Source organism: Bradyrhizobium sp. AZCC 1693 (assembly GCF_036924745.1).
Lineage (GTDB): Bacteria > Pseudomonadota > Alphaproteobacteria > Rhizobiales > Xanthobacteraceae > Bradyrhizobium.
This window is the reverse complement of the sequence record NZ_JAZHSD010000001.1, coordinates 5,778,746-5,796,186: the sequence shown is the minus strand read 5'-3', so window position 1 is coordinate 5,796,186 and position 17,441 is coordinate 5,778,746. Positions and strand designations below refer to the sequence as shown.

Genomic DNA, 17,441 nt, shown 5'->3' with positions numbered 1-17,441 from the left:
AAGAGACGGCGGCCAAGGCCGCCTATGCCACCTTCTCCCGCAAGGGGAGAAGGGAAGAGGGGGCAACCTAAAACACCGCCGCCAGCTCTTTCGCGCCGGGCTTGGCACAGTTGAAATCCATGCGCTCGTCGGTCACCGCGAGCAGCTTCGCCACAGTATTGTGGCGGATCGCGACCGGGTTGCGCTCATAGCCGCCGCGCTGGAAGAAGTTCGAGGTCGGCACCTGTGCGCGCGTCGCCTGCGGCATGGTCACCATGTCGAGGCCGGTGCCGTCGCCGGTCAGGTTCATCATTTCGAGTTCGGCGGCCGAAAGCGGGCGATTGTAGCCCTTGGCGCGCGCGAAGATCACGGATGTCAGGAGCTTGTGGGTCTGCAGCATCGGCCCGACGTCGATATCGAGCACCATGGCGTGCACGGCCCAGCCTTGTGGCGTATTGGCAAGCTTCTCATGCTCGGACCACGTGTCCGGCACGGTGCGCGTGAACGCCACCATCTTCTTCAGCACGGCAAGCTTGTGGTCCATCGTCTTGCGCGGTGCGCCCGACAGCGTCGCAGCCCTTGCCGTCAATTCCTTGATGAATTCGGCGCCCTGTTCGGCCAGCAGTTCGACGCTGTTGGTGGTGAGCAACTGGTTATAGCCGATCGCGGTCGAGATCGCGCGGGAGCCGGGGCGCGAAGCGCTCAAGCCCGACTGCATGTCATAATTGCCGCTGCCGCCGGTCTCGAACGAATAGACCCGCACCGCCTGCTCGCGCGTCAGGCCGGCGGCCAGCGCGTAGCGGGCATAGGCGCGCTTGAAGTCGACTTCGGCGGCCGGCCGCTGCGGCACGAACTGGAAATGGTCGGCAGCGGCTTTCAGGAAATCGGCGACCAGCGGCAGCGGCTTGCGCTCGCGCGGCGGCTTCTCTTCCTCCGGCTCCGGACTAACCGGGCGCTTCGGACCGCTGTAGACCGGCGGCTGCGTCAGCACATAATCGTCGAGCGCAATGGCCTGGCGTTCCCGGCGCTTGGCGTTGCGGCCCTTTCGTTTCTCGGAGATCGCGGCCCAATAGGCGCCCGCCTCGTCCTCGAACGCGGCGCGCGCTTCCTGATACTCCTTCAGCTTGCGGCGATATTCGGCGATCGCCTGCGGCGAGGCCGCTTGCGCCATCGCATCGGCGGTTGAGGGAGGTATGGGCTGAACTGCAGCGGCTTGCTGCGCGCAAAGTAGCGCGAGCGCGACAAATCCAGTGCGAATCAGTTGCAGGCCCATAGCTCCGTTGTAGCAAGCGCACCCACGAAGTCAGCCCTGAAACGGCTCGACTTTTTTCCTTCTCCCCTTGTGGGAGAAGGTGGCGCGAAGCGCCGGATGAGGGGTCTGTCTCCGCGGAAAGAACCCCTCATCCGCCTTCGCTACGCGAAGGCACCTTCTCCCACAAGGGGAGAAGGGAAGGAAGGTGCGGCCTACTCCTGCTCGACGCCGCTGGACTTGACCAACTGCGACCACTTCTTCTCATCCTTGTCGATGAAGTCGGCATAGTCTTCCGGCGTGCCGGGCGTGATTTCGGTGCCGTCATTGCCCAACTGCTTTTTCACTTCGTCGGATGCGAGTGCGTCGCGCAGCGCCTTGTTGAGCTTGTCGACGATCGGCCGCGGCGTGCCGGCGGGCGCGACGAGGCCGTAATAGAGCGAGGCGTCGAAACCGGACAGGCCGGCTTCTATCATCGTCGGCACGTCGGGCAACAGGCCCGAACGGGCGATGCTGGTGACCGCGAGCGCGCGCAGCTTGCCGGCGGAGACATTGGGATGCGAGGCCGGGATCGGCGCGAATGCCATCGGGATGTGGCCGCCGAGGAGATCGGTGAGCGCCGGGCCGGTGCCCTTGTAGGGGATGTGCACGAGCTTGATGCCGGCGGCGCGAGCAAAATATTCGCCGGTGATATGGCTGGCGGTGCCGGCGCCGGCCGAACCGAAATTGACCTTGTCGGGATTGGCCTTCGCATAGGCGATCAGTTCGGCGACGGTTTTCGCGGGGAACGAGGGATGCACCACCAGCGAATTAGGCGCATTGCCGATCAGGCCGATCGGCGCAAAATCCTTGCGCGGATCGTAGCCGGGGTTCTTGTAGAGCGAGGGACCGATTGCGAGCGTGCCGGTGTAACCCAACAGCAGCGTGTAACCGTCGGGATCGCTCTTGGCGACCGCCTTGGTGCCGACCGTGCCGCCGGCGCCGGGGCGATTGTCGACCACGACCTTCTCGCGGAGCAGCTCGCTCATCTTGTCGGCAATGGCGCGGCCGACGATCGAGGTGCTGCCGCCGGGCGCGAATGGAATCACCAGCGTGATCGCGCGGGCGGGATAGTTTTGCGCTTGGGCTGAATCGATGGCGACGTTCACACCGAGCAGTGCGGCGACGACACAAAGGCTCTTGATCCACGTGGACATGATGAGCGCGCTCCCAAAACTGTTTCTTTTTATTGACGCGGCCATGGTCGCTGAAACGACCCGTATCCGCAAGTTGACTTCCGAATGAGGCGCTTACGTCGCCATTGCGATCCATCGCATCTCACATCGTGAGATGGATGCGCGCTCCTACCTCCACGCAAACACCGGCTGTTCCAGTTCCGCGACGCGCGTATTTCTTCCCGCCAGCACTTCGGCGAATTGATAGATCAGCGCCGCCGTCGGCGCGTGGATATGCTGGCCGGCATGGCGGAAGCGGATCACGCGCCGCGTGCTTTCGGGGATCGTGGTGAAGCTGAAGGCCTCGCTTCGTTCGATATCGGCGAGCGCGACGCGATGCACCGAGGCGACCTCCGCGGGGTTGGGCACGACATCGGCGCTGGTGCTCACCCAGACCACCACAGGCGTAATGAGATAGCCTGACCGCGTCGGATAATCGTCGAGCAGGCCGAGCACATCGCCCTCACCGAGGCCGACACCGAGTTCCTCGTGAAGTTCACGCAGCGCGGCCTGCGCCTGCGTTTCGCCGTGGTCGCAGCGCCCGCCGGGCAGCGCCCATTGGGCGGCGTGCGAACGCAACGTCGCGGCGCGGCGGGTCAAGAGAAACGTCGTTCCCCCGCCGGCCTCGGCTTCCGTCAGCGCAATCGCCACGGCGGCGCGCTTCAGCCCGGCCCCCGCCACGGACGGCACCCGTGTGAATGCCGCGCAGCGACTTGCAATATTCCGCCTTGTGGTATCGTCAAATGACCGATCCATCCCGCTTGACTACAACACAAGCCCATCAGATGAAATGACCCGGACCGCATGACAACCCGCAGGAAACGGAAAGCACGACATGACCGCCAAAGCCGCGGACAAACTCAAATCCGACGGCTGGAAGATCGTCGAAACGTCAGGTTTCCTGCACCTGATCGGCCCGCTATGGCAGCGCGTGGTCGACGGCACCCACGAATACGCCCTTGCTACCGAGGACAAGCACCACAACCGCCGCGGCCTGGTGCAGGGCGGCGTGATCATGACTTTTGCGGATCGGACCTGCGGCATGACCGCCCGCTTCGTCTCGGGCAAGCCGACGCTGGCAACCGTGCAGCTCGATACGCACTTCGTCGAAGCCGGCAAGATCGGCGAGGTTCTGGTGTCGAAGCCGCACGTGGTACGCTCCACCCGCAGTCTCATTTTCATCACGACGGAAGTGACCGTCGACAAACGCTGTATCGCGATGGCGAGCGGCGTGTTCAAGATATTGAAGAGTGAGAGTTGAGTGCGCGCTTTCTTACCTCGCCCCGCGCTTGCGGGAGGTCGGCGCAAAGCGCCGGGTGAGGGGCTCTCTCCGCGAGTCCAGGCTGTGGAGAGAGCCCCTCACCCCGACCCTCTCCCCGCAAGGGCGGGGAGAGGGAGCAAAGCAACGAATGTGGAGGACCACCCCATGCAATACCGCCACCTCGGCCGCAGCGGCCTGAAGATTTCACCGATCTGCCTGGGCACCATGATGTTCGGCGGCCCGACCGACGAGGCGACGTCATCGCGCATCGTCGCGAAAGCGCGCGAGGCCGGCATCAACTTCATCGACTCTGCGGACGCCTATAATGGCGGCCAGTCCGAGCAGGTAGTCGGCCGCGCCATCTCCAACAACAGGCACACCTGGATTCTGGCGACGAAGCTCGCCAACCAGATCGGCGACGATCCCAATCGCGGTGGGCTGTCGCGGCGCTGGGTGTTGCAGGCGGCGGAAGAAAGCCTGAAACGGCTCGGCACCGATTTCATCGACATCTACTATTTGCACAAAGAGGACCACGCGACGCCGCTGGAGGAGACGGTGCGCGCCATCGGCGACCTGATGCGCCAGGGCAAGATCCGCTATTTCGGCGTTTCGAACTACCGCGCCTGGCGCGTCGCCGAAATCTGCAACATCTGCGACCGCAACGGCATCGACCGCCCGATCGTCAGCCAGCCCTATTACAACGCCATGAACCGCATGCCCGAGGTCGAGCACTTCCCGGCCTGCGGCTATTACGGCCTCGGCATCGTGCCCTATAGCCCGTTGGCGCGCGGCGTGCTGACCGGCAAGTACAGGCCGGACGCCGCACCCGACCAGGACACGCGCGCCGGCCGCGCCGACAAGCGCATGATGCAGACCGAATGGCGGCCGGAATCCCTGCAGCTCGCCCAGGAGATCAAGCGGCACGCCGAGGCCCGCGGCATCACCGCCGGGCAGTTCGCGGTTTCATGGGTGCTGAATTCGTCGTTCGTGAGCGGGGTCATCGCTGGCCCGCGCACCGAGGAGCAATGGGACGATTACCTGAAGGCGCTCGACTATCGCTTCACGGCCGAGGACGAGGCGCTGATCGACCACCTGGTGGCGATCGGCCATCCCTCGACGCCGGGGTTCAATGACCCGGCCTATCCGATCGAGGGACGGCGGGCGCGGACGGACGGCCAGGCCCGATGAGCCGAAAGAGCGACCCTGCGGCAATTTACCACTTGGCGTTGTGTCAGGGCTGGTGCATTCGGTAACAGGATAGTAACCTCGCGGGCCGAAAACTTCCCGGTTCAGGCGGAGATCCATGTGGTGGACGAGCACAGAATAGCACCACGGCGGCGGTTTTTGAAAGCGGGCAAAATTTCGTTTGGCGGCGGCGCCGCCTTCGATTGCACGATCCGCAATCTTTCCGAAACCGGCGCCGCACTCGAGGTGGGCTCCCCGGTCGGCATTCCCGAACGCTTCACGCTGGTGATCGAAGCCAACCGCCTCCATCTGCCATGCCGCGTCGTCTGGCGAAAAGAGAAGCGGATCGGGGTTCATTTCGAAACCTGACGGACGCGCCGCAGCACAGGCGGATCTGCGGATCACAGCGGGTCCGATCTGATATGTCGTGACCGGACCCGCAGCGAAATGATCGCTCCAGCAAGCCCAACGCGTCAGTGTCTGGATTCGAGGCTGACGATAACGCCTGTGGGCTCGGGCTCGTGCGGCGACAGTTTCGTCAGCGTCTCGTCGCTCCAATAGGCGAGGTTGACGATCATGCCGACGGGCGCTTCCTGCGAGGAAGCCTCGGTAGGCTCGAGGACGTTGAGCCCGCCGCTGTCGAGAAAGAACGTATGTTCCCCGAACATGCTGGCCAGTTGCGGGACCACCGGATGATCCTCGGGGAGCGCCTGGGCTTCGAATTGCTTGAGAGCGCGTTCCACCTGTGCCGAGTTCAATTTCATGCACGACTCCTTAACTAGCTTCTTGGTTGGTCGAGGACCGCGTGGGCGGCTACGGCCGCACGCGGCTGCTTCCTGCGAAGGATACGAAAGGCGTCAAGGGTGTCGGATCCTGATCGCTCGTCCCCACCAGCACAGCGCGCTGGTTCGCAAGTTCTGTTCAATCCGCGCGCATCGCGAATTGAAACGGGACAGTGGTGCCTCTTTGCGCCCGTTCAACCCGGCAACGAAATTAAATTCGTAATGTTCCGCAGAAAGGCATTTTCGAAATCCTGCGGCGGACGCGCGGAACCCTGTGGAACACGCCGGGCAACGACGCGGCCTGCTATCTCCCGTCGGGAATGGGATGCAGCCTTGCCAATTCGTCGAGCGACAGGTGCGCCTCCGCATCATCAAGCGCGAAACGAACAATGACATCCTGACGGCCGACCTGCCCCCAGAGCCCATCCGACGACCATTTCTGCGGCATGGGCCCGCGCAGGCCCTCGACCCAGACAAAATACCATTCCGTCATGGCAGCACCTCTTGGCGCCTGGTCAGGAACCAGATGCGTCGCGGCCTCGTTGAGGAAAGACGTTGTCGGCCTCGCACGATAAGGCCGCTCTGCTCGTGCCGGCTCCTTCCGGAATTCAGCGATGCGCCCGGGAGTCTCGTACACATCCAATGGTAAGGATTTCGTCATGGAAATCAGCAATTTCAAGGACATGTACCTCGCCGAATTGCAGGAACTGGTGAGTGTCGAGGACCAGCTTGCAGAAGCGCTGCTGCGCATGGCGGCGGCCGCGTCGCACCCGGCGTTGAAGGACGCCCTGGTGGACCATCATGCGGAGACAATGAGGCAGAAGGAGCGCCTTGTCGGCATCCTTCGCAAACATGGCGCCGACCCGACGGCACATGTCGATCAGGCCATGCAGGGGCTCATCGGCGAAACGCGCAAGATGCTCGGCATCCTGCAGGGAGATGATCTTCGAGATGCGGGCCTGATCGCATCGGCCCAGAAACTCGAGCACTACGAGATCGCCGCTTACGGCTCAGCCGCAGCACTTGCCGGCCAGCTCGACCTGCGTGACGACCAAATGCTGTTGCACGACAGCCTTCTGGAAGAGAAAGAGGCCGACGCCATTCTCACCGATATCGCCAAGGGCGAAGTCAATCCGGACGCGCTGGCGGCGTGATTGCCCGGCAAGTGCGCACGAGCATACGTCGCCTCAAGCGAATTGCGCGAGGCCGTGGCCGACCGACCAATTCTCTTTCGCGGCCTCCAGAACGTTCACGAACACGTTCTCCGGCCGGATGCCTGGGCTTTCGCCGAGCAACTCCGCGGTCCGCCGGAACAGCGCCTTCTTCTGTTCCGCCGTGCGGGTGTTGAACACGGTGATCTGGATGAACACGACATCGTCGCTCCGGGCGATGCCAAAACAGGACGCGCCGTAACGGAAGTTCGCCGCGTCATGCTCGCTGATGGTCATGAACTGGTCGTCCTCGGGCACATCAAGCGTCTCACGCATCGCGCGGTAAAGGCTGTCGAAGATCGCCTGCCGGTAGCCTTCCGGCTTTCCGGCGCGCAGTGAGATGTGAATGAGCGGCATCGCGGATCCCTTCAGAAGCCGGTGGAAGCGCGTCATGGCGGCCTCCGCACCGGTGGTTCACCCCATTGACGAAATGAGCTATCAATCGTTTTTGACACGCTGTCGAAAAACGATATCTCGGTTCTTGACGTTGTGTCAAATACTTTTTGGCCGGCGTCAGGCTGGGTTGGACCGATGGTGTGCAGCGGAGGGAAACGTGAGACCGCGAGAGTTTGACCATGACGACGTCCTGCGGATCGCGTTCGATCAATTCTGGCGCAAAGGGGTGCGGGGAACGTCGCTGTCGGACATCGCACGTGACGCGGGCGTCCAGCGCGGCAGTCTTTACAATGCCTTTGGCAGCAAGGAAGCGCTGTTTCTCTGCGCCTATGAGCGCTATGCGAGCGAATATCTGACCTCGCTTCAAAAGGTGCTCAGCTCGGGGACGTTGCGAGAGCGTCTCACGGCGTTTTTCGACCTGACCATAAAGAATTTCCGTTCCGGCTCGCCGCCCCGCGGCTGCCCGACCACGCGGGGACTGATGGAGCTAACGTCGGTCGAAGGCGAAGGGCTGGACGAGAACGCTCGCAAAACCTTTGCGGATCTGGTGGCACGCATCACCGGTCTGGTTCAGGACGCCTTGTCCGAGGGCGTCGAGCGGGGCGAGTTCGACGGAGACCCCGAGACCGCTGCATTACACATCGTCACCGTGACGCGCGGATTGGCCGTGCTGGAACGCGCCTTCGGCGATGAGGCCCAGCTTCGGAAAATTGCCGCACATGCGGTCGATCTCGTCCTCGGCAAGGAGAGCCGCTAGGCGTCATTGTTCGGATTCAACTGTCGTACAGCGTGAGGATGTGCGTGGCGTTCTCGCGGCATAAACGGAATATTTTTTCGGATAGGGCTGGACAGCTTTTGCTGATTTGCCCGTCGTGCCAATGGGTCGCACCCGCGAGCGGCAATCTACGCTTGCGCTTCAGGCAAATCAGCCGGCAGCAGGGCTAGGCTACGGCTTGCCGGTCGCTCTCGGAAAGGACTTGCAGCAGCAACTCGCCGAACGGCACGGGCTTGCTGAAGTAATAACCCTGGCCCAGGGCAATTCCGAGCGAGCGGATCTTTTCGACCTGTTCGTATGTCTCGACGCCTTCAGCGACGATCGAAAGGTTCAACGTCTTCGCAAGCTGGACGATCGATCCAAGGACGGCAACGGTCTCGGATCGACCGATCCTGTCGATGAAGGACTTGTCGATCTTGACCTTGTTGAACGGAAAAGCGGTCAGATAGGACAGTGACGAATAGCCGACGCCGAAATCGTCGAGCGCTATGGAAACGCCAAGCCGCTTCAGGTGTTCGAGCGTCTTGAGATTTTCCTGGCTGTCAGCCAGAAAGACGCTCTCGGTGATCTCGAGCTCCAGCCGTGTCTCGGCAAGTCCGCTGTCTGCCAACGCGGCCATCACGGAATCGACGAGATTGCCGCCCGCAAATTGCAGCGCAGACAGGTTGACCGCAACCTTGATATCATCCGGCAGCATCACGGCATGGCGACACGCCTTGGCGAGCACCAGATTGCCGAGCTCGACGATCAGTCCCCCCTCTTCCGCAAGCGGAATGAATTCAGCGGGAGAGATCAAGCCTCTGGTCTTGTGGCGCCAGCGCGCCAGGGCCTCAACCGACGTCGCGCGGCCCCTGGAGAGCTCGAACACGGGCTGATAGAAGACCTCGATCTCTTCGCGCCAGATCGCCTCGCGAAGCTCGATTTCAAGGATGTCGCGCTGGTCGGCTTCGGCCTTGAGCTCTGGCGAGTAGAGATGGAAACAATTTCGACCGGCATTCTTCGACTTGTAGAGCGCAAGATCGGCATTGCGAAGAATTTCATCGACGCGCGTGCCATGCTCGGGCACCACGGCGACACCGATGCTGCATCCGATCACGACCGGGTGGCCGTCTATTTCATAGGGTTCGGCAATTGCCTGGACCAGCCGCGCGGCGAGTGTTGCGGCGTCGTCCTGCGGCGCGGACGGCCCCGGCACCGCAATCAGCGCAAACTCGTCACCGCCGATCCGGGCCGCCGTATCGACGTCCCGCGTCTGCGCCTTGATTCGACCAGCGACCTGCTTGAGAAGCGCATCGCCGCATTGGTGGCCGAGCGCGTCGTTGACGGACTTGAACTTGTCGAGATCCAGCAGGAGCACGGCGAACGGCGCATGGTGCAGAAGATACTTGTCCAGCGCTTCGTCAAGGGACCCCTTGAACAGATTACGATTCGCAAGGCCGGTCAGGCTGTCATAGTGAGCCAGCCTCTCGATCCGGTCCTCGGAGGCCTTGCGTTCGGTGATGTCTTCATGCGTCGCAACCCAGCCACCGCTCTCGCGCCGTCCATAGGAAATATAGATGACGCGCCCGTCCGGAAACTGCACCGTGTTCGAGGTCTGCTCCGATTTGGCGAGCCGGTCGTTCAGGTCAGCCAGATAGGCGTCGAGATCGCGCACGGCCTCCTGCTTTGCAAACACCTCCCGGAAATTCATGCCGATCCGGACGTCCTCCGGCGAAAGCTCATAGGCATCGAGCCATTGTCGATTGAACGCGATCAGGCGATCCTGACCATCGAACATGCTCAGCCCTTGCGGCAGGTTTCGCAGCGCGTCCTCGAACTTGCTCACGGAGTCGCGCAGTTCGCGCTGTGCGACGTCGAGAGCCTTCTGTCTTCGCCAGTGGAGCGCGGTCGCCATCAGGATGATGAAGGTGAGCAGCAGCGCTCCGCTAAGATAGATTTTCTGCCTGGCTTGAGCGCGCGAATAGATCTCCTGCTCAGAAATGCCGGCTGTAAAGATCAGCGGAAAAGCGCTCGATCTGCGCGCGGTGACCAACCTGTCGCTCCGGTTCGGGCGACCTTCGCTCCCGCTCCAATTCCAGTATTGGCTATAGAAGCCGTCCCGTAACTCGCCTTCAACGTGGCCCGGACTGCGCTGTCCCAGCACCGCGCCTTGGTCTATTCCCCGCGCGGCGAGCACGATGTAATCGGCATTTCTGAGAACGAGGGTTCCACCGATACCGAGCTTTGCGGTGTCGTAGAACCTGCCGATCACGTCCACACTGATCGAGCCGATAACGACGCCCGCCGGATTTTTCCCGCGGTCGAACAGCTTTCTTGCGAGCTGGATGGTCCATTTGTTCGACGCCCGCCCGAGCACCGGCTTTGCAACATAGAGCCGATCTTCGGTCAGCTCCATCGCCTTGATGAAGTGCTCGCGGTCCCCGAGATACATTGGTGGGCCGGAGTAGCCGGCGGTCGTATCGATCAAATAGCCGTCCGGTCCGATCAGCGCGAACTGAACCACGTCGCCGCTGGCCATCTGCGCCTTCTCGGCCCAGAATTTCAGGCTGAAGGCGGCCGGATCCTGTGCGTAAAGCGCGCGCGCGACCACCAGTGACTGATCTACCCTTTCGAATATCCGCTCGGTATTTTCCTCAAACAATTCGGCGACACTGTTTCCGTGCGCCCGCGCCTGTTGCAGCGCTTCCGCCCGTTCCGAAGACGTGATCGCAAAGTAGCCGGCCCACACCAGCGGCAAGAAGAACAGCGCGATCTGCAGCGGAGCATTTCGCAAGATTGTCTTTGCGGCCTTGCGGACCAATCTGCGGACGTGAATCACGGCGCCCTACTCCGCGCAGGCCGGAACCGCAGAGTGACGCTCTCGGAGCATCGCAACGCCGTCAAATATGACATCAACTATCCCGCCTGAACCGCCCGAGGTCCGCGGGGCGCGCGGCCGGGCACTGCCGAGAGCTTGCAATCCTGGGAACGTAGGGTCGGCAGCCTTAAGTTTTGGTTTCGCACAGGCTCAAGGTTTATGTTTAAAGCCCCGTAAGATCACGGAGATAGCTGCGATCCTGAGCCTTGGCCGATCTGCATATTGCTGACCAGCATGTTTGGGTGCGGGACCTATGGTCGGCGCAGCCGACGAGCGAGTAGCCTGCATGAGCGAAGCGATATGCGGGGAGTGGACTAGCTAAAACCCGGATGTCGCTTCGCTCATCCGGGCTACGCTTGCTGATGTCTAACCGCCACTAGGCGTACGTTGCGCGCGTCATTTCGCAACACGCGCTTCCTCCTTCCTGGTCACATGCCAGATCACGACGTGGTAATGCGGCACGTCCACTCCGGGGTGACCCGGGTTGAAGTAGAGGCTGACGTGGTCAACCGCTGCGCCAGCGAACCCCGGCGCCTCCAATAGCTTGCGATCGTCGATGTCTCTTGTCGGAACCATATACACGGTCGCCATCAAGTGATCCTTTCGGTCGAAGCACAGGAATGGTCCGAGCGGCAAAGTTTCGGGCTTGACAAAGAGGATGCCCAGGCTGGGAAAGAACTTTGGGAAGTTCACGAGGTCGCTAACGCGCTTGTATCCGTTCTTTTCGGCAATCTTCCGCTGATTTGGAGGCGGACGAACGACGTGGTGCTTCCTAGGCGCTTTGCCTCTGCGAGCGGCTGTTTTGGCTTTTCCAACCTTGTCGGCCGTTTGCACCCTGGTCGGCGCGAGCACCTGCGGCGCCGCGGGTTGGGCTGGACCAAATTGGGGCTGACCAAACTGGGGTTGGCCAAGCTGCGGCTGACCAAACTGGGGGGCGCCAAATTGGGCGGCGGGCTGCCTCACGTCGGCGAACAATCCGAGCAAGGCGACTAGAGCTACGGTCACCAGCGCATTGCGCATCGTGCTCTCCCAATCTTTGCTCACCTGCCCTGCTTGCGTTCTCGCCACCGCATGAAGTCCTGGAACAACTCTTCGCGGTCCGGCGGATTGCTGGGTCGCTTCTGCTCGAGGAACCGGCCGAACGCCTTGCGAAGCGCGGCCTCTCCGCCCGATTGCCGCTGCAGCCAGCGCTCTGCCGGTCGAAATCGCCGCCAACCAGGGAGCACCTCCTGCAAATTCACCTCTCGCCATTTGGGATGGTGAGCGTCGCCGAGAAATTCAGGAAACCGCGAGAACAGCGTGTCGACAAACAATTCCAGGAGCTGAAACCGCTCGCTACGGGTCGGCCAGTTGTAAGCGAAGAGAGCGCATTTAATCGCGATCGTGTCGACGCTATCACCGGTCCCAATGATGTTTGGGTAATCCTCGCGGCGGAAGGTCGATGGCAGATAATCTTGCTGCAGTGCTTTGGAATAGGGAATCGGCAGCAAGTGAATGCCATCAGCTTGCGCGTAGCGGGCCAGGACGTCGACCGGTTTTCCCGAAACCAGCAGGCTGGCGGAGATTTCCCCCTTCTTCATCCCATCCAGCGCGGCGTCCAGCCCCAGGTTCAACTCGCTGATCTTCACCTCCAGACGGTTGAGAACCTCACGGCCAAGCACAGCGGCAGCACTGCCTTCTTCGCCGAGATTCACACTCTTTCCCTCAAGATCTGCCAGGCTCCTGATCTCAGGCCGCGCGAGGAGATGGAACTCTTCGACAAAGAGCGGGGTGATGTAGACGAGCTTGTTCTGGATGTCTGCGATCGTCCTTGTCTCCCGGAGCCGGTCTACCAGGACGACAGGCGCGATCGCTATGTCGGCACCTGCTAGCGTAAGCACATCCAGGATGTTGCGGATGCCACCGTTTCCCACCATTGGCAGCACCCGCAATGCGACCTCGCCGCGAGGACCGGTCTCCTGGCCGCTTGCCAACGTGGTCGCAATGTCTTGAGCTATGGCGAACTCGGTGCTTTGCGGCGGACCGGTTACCAATCCCGCGGTGTACGGGCTCGCAGCTACTCCCGCTTCCTTCCTGGGAGGGCTTTCCTTCGGCGCGGGCACTTTGGCGGGTTCACTCGAAGAAACGGATGGTCGGGTCTCGGCGAGGGCCCCTTGGACCTGCTGGCCGAGCCAACCCACTGCAATGAATGCGGTCAACAAACCGACCCGCACCGCTCCGCAGGCCCTCATTGTCACACCTGTTCGATAGACCAGCCTTCTGGGCGTGACGTTCGCTCACCATCAGCGAAAAGCTTGAGCCGACACATACCCGCCAGGTCAGAAGCACGACCGGCGGAATGGATTTGCTTCGCTTTTCCAACGCGCCTGGACCAGCGGCGTTCCTTTGTCGGGGATGCCTGCGGCCAACGGTCCGCATCCGTTATGGGTCAAGCTGACATCAGCCCCAAAAGGTCAAAAGCCGAAGTCAGCTGAAACAGCAGCTGTGTCGGCTACGCGCCAAATGCGCCATTCTGGATTCCAGATAGCCAGCAAGTAGCCTGCATGCGCGAAGCGATATGCGGGATGGGCACCACCCAAACCAGTCACCATTTCTCGACCCACGGCCGGAGCACGACTTCGAACGCCCATGTCGATCGATGCTGGCGATGCAGTTGCAGATAGGTTTCGGCGATATGGTCGGGGTCGGCCATGTTGTCGTCGACAGTCGTTCCGGCCAACCGGTGCGCGCGGGTCCCGTCCTCCTGGGTCCAGCCGATCGCGGCGTCGATCGGCACATTCGCGACGTGGATACCCTGCGGCATCAGTTCCCTTGCCATGCTCTGCGCCAGACCGGACTTGGCATGACATGCCATTGCAAAGGCACCGCTCGATGGGAAGCCTTTGAGTGCTGCGCTGGCGTTCGTGAAGATGATCGTTCCTTTCGCGCCGTTGGCGTCGGGTTCGTTTCCGAGCATGAGCCGGGCGGCCTGCTGACCTATCAGAAACGCGCTGAACGCCGCGCTTCGAAGTGTCTCGAACACCATGCCCGGGTCAGCTTCGATAACGTTCTTGCGCAAAATACCGGGAACACGGCCATCGATGTTATGCACGACAAGCCTCGGCGTCCCGATGTCTCGAACGACATTCCCGAACAGCTGCTCCACAGCCGCCGGTTCGCTTGCATCGCAGGCGTATCGGCGTACGCCATGCATCTTCTCGAGAGCCTCAAGGACCGCCTTTTCCGGATTCCTGGCGGCGACGGCGACACGCATGCCGTTTTTCGCGAACAACCTGGCGCAACTTGAGCTGATGCCCGGGCCGCCCCCGACAATGAGCGCAACGCCCTGGACGGAAGGTTGGGTTTCGCGTTTTTCGTATTGAGTCATGTTGCGTGCTTTAATGTGATCTTGCGGCATCGGATATCCTCCCGCTTACAACGGCGTTGCGGCCTGCTCGGTCGACACCGTTACCTCATCTGGACAACGACTTTCCCCTTGGCCCGCCCCTTCTCGAGATAAGCGAGCGCCTCCTTCACCTGCTCGAATGGAAATGCCTTGTCGATCATCGGCCGGATGCGCCCCGCCTTGAGAAGCTCACCGATCTCCGCGAGCTGGCTACCGTCTGGATGCACGAACAGGAACGAATACGCGGTGCCGCGTTTCCTGGCGTGGCGAATTATCTTGCGGCTCAGCAACCCGAACACGAACACCATGAAAAAGTTCATGCCTCGGGCGCGAGCGAATGCAGCGTCCGGTGGTCCGATGAGCGAGACGACGGTGCTCCCGGGCTTCAATATCTGAAGGGATTTCTCGATCGCATCGCCCCTGACTGTGCCCAGCACGGCATCATAGTCCTGCAGCACTTCCTCAAATTGCTGCTTCTTGTAATCGATCACCTCATCGGCTCCGAGGCTCCGCACCAGATCCACGTTTCCCGTACTTGTTGTCGTCCCCACCTTTGCTCCGAGGTACTTTGCGAACTGGATCGCGAATGTGCCGATGCCGCCGGCACCTGCGGGGATGAACACTTTTTGGCCGGGCTTAAGGCGTGCACGCTCCTTGAGCGCCTGCCACGACGTCAGTCCGACCATCGGGATCGAGGCTGCTTGCACGAAGTCCAGATTTGCCGGCTTGAGCGCGGCGGCGCTCTCAGGCACAAGTGCGAACTCAGCGAGAGCGCCCGTGCCGCTCAGGTCGAAGATGCTGGCGAAGACGGCATCGCCCGGCTTGAAGCGGGTCACGCGACTTCCCACCTCCACCACGACACCGGCCAGATCGCTGCCCAGCGTGGCCGGTAGCTGAAGCCGGAGGATGGGCTTGAACATTCCTTTCGGAATCATGTTGTCGATAGGATTCAAACCAGCCGCGTGGACCTGAACGAGAATCTCGTCCGGTCTGGGCACTGGCCGCGGCGTATCAACGAACGCGACCTGATCTGGTCTGCCATAACGCTTTAAGACGAGTGCTCTCATGTGTCCCTGTGTCGGAGATTTGCGGGTCTTGGCTGTGATGACGGCAGTCGGCGCTTGCACTGGCCGCCGCCCATCAGAAAGCTCGCACGGGGCGGGAGGCTGCGACGCGGTTGGCATCAAGCCGCAGGTCCTTTCGAATCCCCGCGTCCACCAGGCCAGCAGGCGCAAATCTGCGAAGAAAGCGCAGCCGCTTCGCGAGCCTGCCGGCCGCGTATCGGACCTTCGGGCGCGCCGCGTTGGCCGCTGTTAGCACGGTGTCGGCGACGACACCTGGCGGTTCGGCAGTTGCCATCACCTCTTGCACCCTCGTGTTCACGCCCGCACGGGCCTCGCGGTACTCGTCGAGCCTGGCATCCGGCTCCATGAAGTTCGCGTCGAATGGCGTCTTCGTGTACGCAGGCTCGATGACCGAGACCCGGATCCCCCTCGTGCGCAGTTCATGGTCGAGCGATTCCGAATAACCTTCCACCGCGTGCTTGGTTGCGGCATAGAGCGCGCCATACGGCATCGGCAGAAAGCCAAGGACGGAGCCGATGTTGATGATGCGCCCACTCCCTTGGCGTCGCATGTGAGGCACGACGGCGCGCGTCATCCGGATCAGTCCAAAAAAGTTCGTCTCGAAGATCGATCGGGCCTGATCGATCGAGCTCTCTTCCGCTCCGGCAGGGGCAACACCGAAGCCGGCATTGTTCACGAGCAGATCGATGCGGCCGTCTCGCCGCATCACTTCGCTGACAGCGGCTTCCACGGATTCATCACTGGTCACGTCGAGCGGCAGCATCTCGAACGATCGCTTGCCTGCTTGGGCTCCTCGTCTGCTGGTGCCGTAGACCTTGTAGCCAGCTTTCGCGAGCCGCTCCGCCGTGGCTTCGCCGATGCCTGACGAGGCGCCTGTCACGAGCGCAACTTTCCCTTTGGGCTTGGCCATCTACTTCTCCTGATGACGCCGGACGGCGGCTCTGCTTCAGCGGATCTTTTAGTTACGATCGTAATTATTAATTAAGATGACGATCGTAATTATACTTGTCAAGAGCCCTCTCTGGCTTAAGATCGGCGGCATGCGCGTTTCCAAGGAAAAGGCGGCTGAAAACCGCGACCGAATTCTCAAGACCGCCTCCCGCCTCATGCGCGAGCGCGGCATCTCCGGTGTAGGCGTTGACGCACTGACCGAAGCGGCCGGGATGACGCACGGCAGCCTCTACAGTCAGTTCGGTTCCAAGGAGCGGCTTGTCGAAGAAGCGATCGCCGACGCGATAGTCGCCAAAGGACAGGAACTGCGTGAGGGGTCTACTCTCGGCGACTACGTTTCAGAATACCTCTCGGCGGCGCATCGCGACCAGCCCGGAAGCGGCTGCCCTTTTGCCGCTTTGTGTTGTGAGATCCCACGCCAGAGCCGAGGCCTGCGAGAGCGATTCACAGCCGGGGTGAGGGGAATGGCCGGCTGGCTGAGTGACCGAATGGGCTCCGGGATCAGGCAACGCCAGCGCGATGAGGAGGCGCTCGCGACCCTCGCCTCTCTGGTCGGGGCGCTCGTACTCGCCCGCGCCGTGAACGATCCCAAGCTGTCGGACGATATCCTTCGCTCGACCAGGAAAAAGCTGGAGCGCTGATCTCGCAGCGCAGCCGGACGGATCGTGATGCAGTGCGCCTGATACATGCGGTGCGCATCGCCTGTCCGATCCTGGTCGATAAACGATTTGTCACGACGATTAAACGCAGGTGGCGCCCCGCTGTTCAAAGCTGTGGGAGTTGCGTCACAAAGAGCCCGCGGCGCAATGGCTTAGGCAAATGGCGTGGTGCCCAGGGGCGGGATCGAACCACCCGGCTTCGCCCTGCGGGCTACGCTGCGGCAAGACTTCGCGCGGCGGGTTTTTTGGGATGTAGTGGTGCTGAGTTAATGGTGCCCAGGGGCGGGATCGAACCACCGACACTGCGATTTTCAGTCGCATGCTCTACCAACTGAGCTACCTGGGCATACCCGCGAGCCCAAAGGCCTTAGCGAGCGGGCGGTTTATAGAGAGGTCGGACGCACCTGTCCACCCAGCTTCGCCTTCGGGTTCGCTGGGCGCGGCCCGATTTC

At 61.8% G+C, this 17,441-nt stretch carries 18 protein-coding genes and 1 tRNA gene; 6 read left to right on the top strand and 13 right to left on the bottom strand.

The window, feature by feature from the left end:
- Nucleotides 1-67: 67 nt before the first annotated feature.
- From V1293_RS27445 to V1293_RS27435, 3 genes are all read right to left on the bottom strand, one after another.
- Entirely contained in the window at nt 68-1,252 is a 1,185-nt protein-coding gene (locus V1293_RS27445) for a hypothetical protein (RefSeq protein WP_334513819.1), read from the bottom strand.
- Between the two features lie 191 nt (nt 1,253-1,443).
- Nucleotides 1,444-2,424 carry a Bug family tripartite tricarboxylate transporter substrate binding protein gene (locus V1293_RS27440; protein ID WP_334513817.1) on the bottom strand — a complete coding sequence of 327 codons (981 nt, stop codon included), beginning with the start codon at nt 2,422-2,424 and terminating at the stop codon, nt 1,444-1,446.
- A gap of 147 nt (nt 2,425-2,571) precedes the next feature.
- The gene (locus tag V1293_RS27435; RefSeq protein WP_334513815.1) at nt 2,572-3,198 is read right to left on the bottom strand and encodes an NUDIX hydrolase; all 627 of its coding nucleotides are present in this window, start codon (nt 3,196-3,198) and stop codon (nt 2,572-2,574) included.
- A gap of 79 nt (nt 3,199-3,277) precedes the next feature.
- Here V1293_RS27435 and V1293_RS27430 point away from each other — a divergent pair, with 79 nt between their 5' ends.
- The 3 genes from V1293_RS27430 (at nt 3,278) to V1293_RS27420 (ending at nt 5,257) form a co-directional block, all read left to right on the top strand.
- Nucleotides 3,278-3,703, top strand: a complete 426-nt coding sequence (locus tag V1293_RS27430) for a PaaI family thioesterase (RefSeq protein WP_334513813.1) — start codon at nt 3,278-3,280, stop codon at nt 3,701-3,703.
- Nucleotides 3,704-3,868: 165 nt separating this feature from the next.
- Nucleotides 3,869-4,891 (top strand): aldo/keto reductase, encoded by a 1,023-nt coding sequence (locus V1293_RS27425; protein ID WP_334513811.1) that lies wholly within the window; start codon nt 3,869-3,871, stop codon nt 4,889-4,891.
- Nucleotides 4,892-5,011: 120 nt separating this feature from the next.
- Nucleotides 5,012-5,257, top strand: coding sequence for a PilZ domain-containing protein (locus V1293_RS27420; RefSeq protein ID WP_334513810.1), 246 nt, complete (start codon nt 5,012-5,014; stop codon nt 5,255-5,257).
- Nucleotides 5,258-5,361: 104 nt separating this feature from the next.
- Here V1293_RS27420 and V1293_RS27415 read toward each other — a convergent pair whose 3' ends face one another.
- Both V1293_RS27415 and V1293_RS27410 read right to left on the bottom strand, forming a co-directional pair.
- On the bottom strand, nt 5,362-5,652 hold the full coding sequence (locus V1293_RS27415; RefSeq protein WP_334513808.1) for a hypothetical protein: 291 nt from the start codon (nt 5,650-5,652) through the stop codon (nt 5,362-5,364).
- Between the two features lie 322 nt (nt 5,653-5,974).
- Complete coding sequence (locus V1293_RS27410) at nt 5,975-6,355, bottom strand: hypothetical protein (RefSeq protein ID WP_334513805.1); 381 nt, start codon at nt 6,353-6,355, stop codon at nt 5,975-5,977.
- Here V1293_RS27410 and V1293_RS27405 point away from each other — a divergent pair.
- Nucleotides 6,354-6,824 (top strand): YciE/YciF ferroxidase family protein, encoded by a 471-nt coding sequence (locus V1293_RS27405; RefSeq protein WP_334513803.1) that lies wholly within the window; start codon nt 6,354-6,356, stop codon nt 6,822-6,824. The two genes, V1293_RS27410 and V1293_RS27405, sit on opposite strands and share 2 nt — an antisense overlap.
- A gap of 33 nt (nt 6,825-6,857) precedes the next feature.
- Here V1293_RS27405 and V1293_RS27400 read toward each other — a convergent pair whose 3' ends face one another.
- Nucleotides 6,858-7,238 carry a tautomerase family protein gene (locus V1293_RS27400; RefSeq protein WP_334516930.1) on the bottom strand — a complete coding sequence of 127 codons (381 nt, stop codon included), beginning with the start codon at nt 7,236-7,238 and terminating at the stop codon, nt 6,858-6,860.
- 34 nt (nt 7,239-7,272) lie between these two features.
- Between V1293_RS27400 and V1293_RS27395 the strand changes: the two genes are divergently transcribed.
- Complete coding sequence (locus tag V1293_RS27395) at nt 7,273-8,034, top strand: TetR/AcrR family transcriptional regulator (protein ID WP_334513802.1); 762 nt, start codon at nt 7,273-7,275, stop codon at nt 8,032-8,034.
- A 184-nt stretch (nt 8,035-8,218) separates the two neighbouring features.
- Here V1293_RS27395 and V1293_RS27390 read toward each other — a convergent pair whose 3' ends face one another.
- The 6 genes from V1293_RS27390 to V1293_RS27365 all read right to left on the bottom strand — a co-directional run bounded on the left by V1293_RS27390 (nt 8,219) and on the right by V1293_RS27365 (nt 16,289).
- Nucleotides 8,219-10,825, bottom strand: coding sequence for a bifunctional diguanylate cyclase/phosphodiesterase (locus V1293_RS27390; RefSeq protein ID WP_334513801.1), 2,607 nt, complete (start codon nt 10,823-10,825; stop codon nt 8,219-8,221).
- Between the two features lie 480 nt (nt 10,826-11,305).
- Nucleotides 11,306-11,929 carry a hypothetical protein gene (locus tag V1293_RS27385; RefSeq protein WP_334513800.1) on the bottom strand — a complete coding sequence of 208 codons (624 nt, stop codon included), beginning with the start codon at nt 11,927-11,929 and terminating at the stop codon, nt 11,306-11,308.
- A gap of 20 nt (nt 11,930-11,949) precedes the next feature.
- Nucleotides 11,950-13,107: a TAXI family TRAP transporter solute-binding subunit gene (locus V1293_RS27380; RefSeq protein ID WP_334513799.1), complete on the bottom strand. Its 1,158-nt coding sequence runs from the start codon at nt 13,105-13,107 to the stop codon at nt 11,950-11,952.
- Nucleotides 13,108-13,493: 386 nt separating this feature from the next.
- Nucleotides 13,494-14,276, bottom strand: a complete 783-nt coding sequence (locus tag V1293_RS27375) for an SDR family oxidoreductase (RefSeq protein ID WP_334516929.1) — start codon at nt 14,274-14,276, stop codon at nt 13,494-13,496.
- Nucleotides 14,277-14,356: 80 nt separating this feature from the next.
- Nucleotides 14,357-15,361, bottom strand: a complete 1,005-nt coding sequence (locus tag V1293_RS27370) for an NADP-dependent oxidoreductase (RefSeq protein WP_334513797.1) — start codon at nt 15,359-15,361, stop codon at nt 14,357-14,359.
- Between the two features lie 73 nt (nt 15,362-15,434).
- Nucleotides 15,435-16,289, bottom strand: coding sequence for an oxidoreductase (locus tag V1293_RS27365; RefSeq protein ID WP_334513795.1), 855 nt, complete (start codon nt 16,287-16,289; stop codon nt 15,435-15,437).
- Nucleotides 16,290-16,419: 130 nt separating this feature from the next.
- Between V1293_RS27365 and V1293_RS27360 the strand changes: the two genes are divergently transcribed.
- Nucleotides 16,420-16,971 (top strand): TetR/AcrR family transcriptional regulator, encoded by a 552-nt coding sequence (locus V1293_RS27360; protein WP_334513793.1) that lies wholly within the window; start codon nt 16,420-16,422, stop codon nt 16,969-16,971.
- Nucleotides 16,972-17,259: 288 nt separating this feature from the next.
- On the opposite strand, the gene V1293_RS27355 is transcribed toward V1293_RS27360, so the two are convergent.
- A tRNA-Phe gene (locus V1293_RS27355) sits at nt 17,260-17,335 on the bottom strand.
- Nucleotides 17,336-17,441 lie beyond the last annotated feature (106 nt).

Excerpts from the sequence above, each read along its gene's own strand:
- V1293_RS27360 (WP_334513793.1), top strand. The coding sequence starts at position 16,420 with ATGCGCGTTTCCAAGGAAAAGGCGGCTGAAAACCGCGACCGAATTCTC.
- V1293_RS27370 (WP_334513797.1), bottom strand. The coding sequence starts at position 15,361 with ATGAGAGCACTCGTCTTAAAGCGTTATGGCAGACCAGATCAGGTCGCG.
- V1293_RS27435 (WP_334513815.1), bottom strand. The coding sequence starts at position 3,198 with ATGGATCGGTCATTTGACGATACCACAAGGCGGAATATTGCAAGTCGC.
- V1293_RS27440 (WP_334513817.1), bottom strand. The coding sequence starts at position 2,424 with ATGTCCACGTGGATCAAGAGCCTTTGTGTCGTCGCCGCACTGCTCGGT.
- V1293_RS27385 (WP_334513800.1), bottom strand. The coding sequence starts at position 11,929 with ATGCGCAATGCGCTGGTGACCGTAGCTCTAGTCGCCTTGCTCGGATTG.
- V1293_RS27400 (WP_334516930.1), bottom strand. The coding sequence starts at position 7,238 with ATGCCGCTCATTCACATCTCACTGCGCGCCGGAAAGCCGGAAGGCTAC.
- V1293_RS27430 (WP_334513813.1), top strand. The coding sequence starts at position 3,278 with ATGACCGCCAAAGCCGCGGACAAACTCAAATCCGACGGCTGGAAGATC.
- V1293_RS27365 (WP_334513795.1), bottom strand. The coding sequence starts at position 16,289 with ATGGCCAAGCCCAAAGGGAAAGTTGCGCTCGTGACAGGCGCCTCGTCA.
- V1293_RS27375 (WP_334516929.1), bottom strand. The coding sequence starts at position 14,276 with ATGACTCAATACGAAAAACGCGAAACCCAACCTTCCGTCCAGGGCGTT.
- V1293_RS27415 (WP_334513808.1), bottom strand. The coding sequence starts at position 5,652 with ATGAAATTGAACTCGGCACAGGTGGAACGCGCTCTCAAGCAATTCGAA.
- V1293_RS27425 (WP_334513811.1), top strand. The coding sequence starts at position 3,869 with ATGCAATACCGCCACCTCGGCCGCAGCGGCCTGAAGATTTCACCGATC.
- V1293_RS27445 (WP_334513819.1), bottom strand. The coding sequence starts at position 1,252 with ATGGGCCTGCAACTGATTCGCACTGGATTTGTCGCGCTCGCGCTACTT.
- V1293_RS27410 (WP_334513805.1), bottom strand. The coding sequence starts at position 6,355 with ATGTCCTTGAAATTGCTGATTTCCATGACGAAATCCTTACCATTGGAT.
- V1293_RS27395 (WP_334513802.1), top strand. The coding sequence starts at position 7,273 with ATGGCGGCCTCCGCACCGGTGGTTCACCCCATTGACGAAATGAGCTAT.
- V1293_RS27405 (WP_334513803.1), top strand. The coding sequence starts at position 6,354 with ATGTACCTCGCCGAATTGCAGGAACTGGTGAGTGTCGAGGACCAGCTT.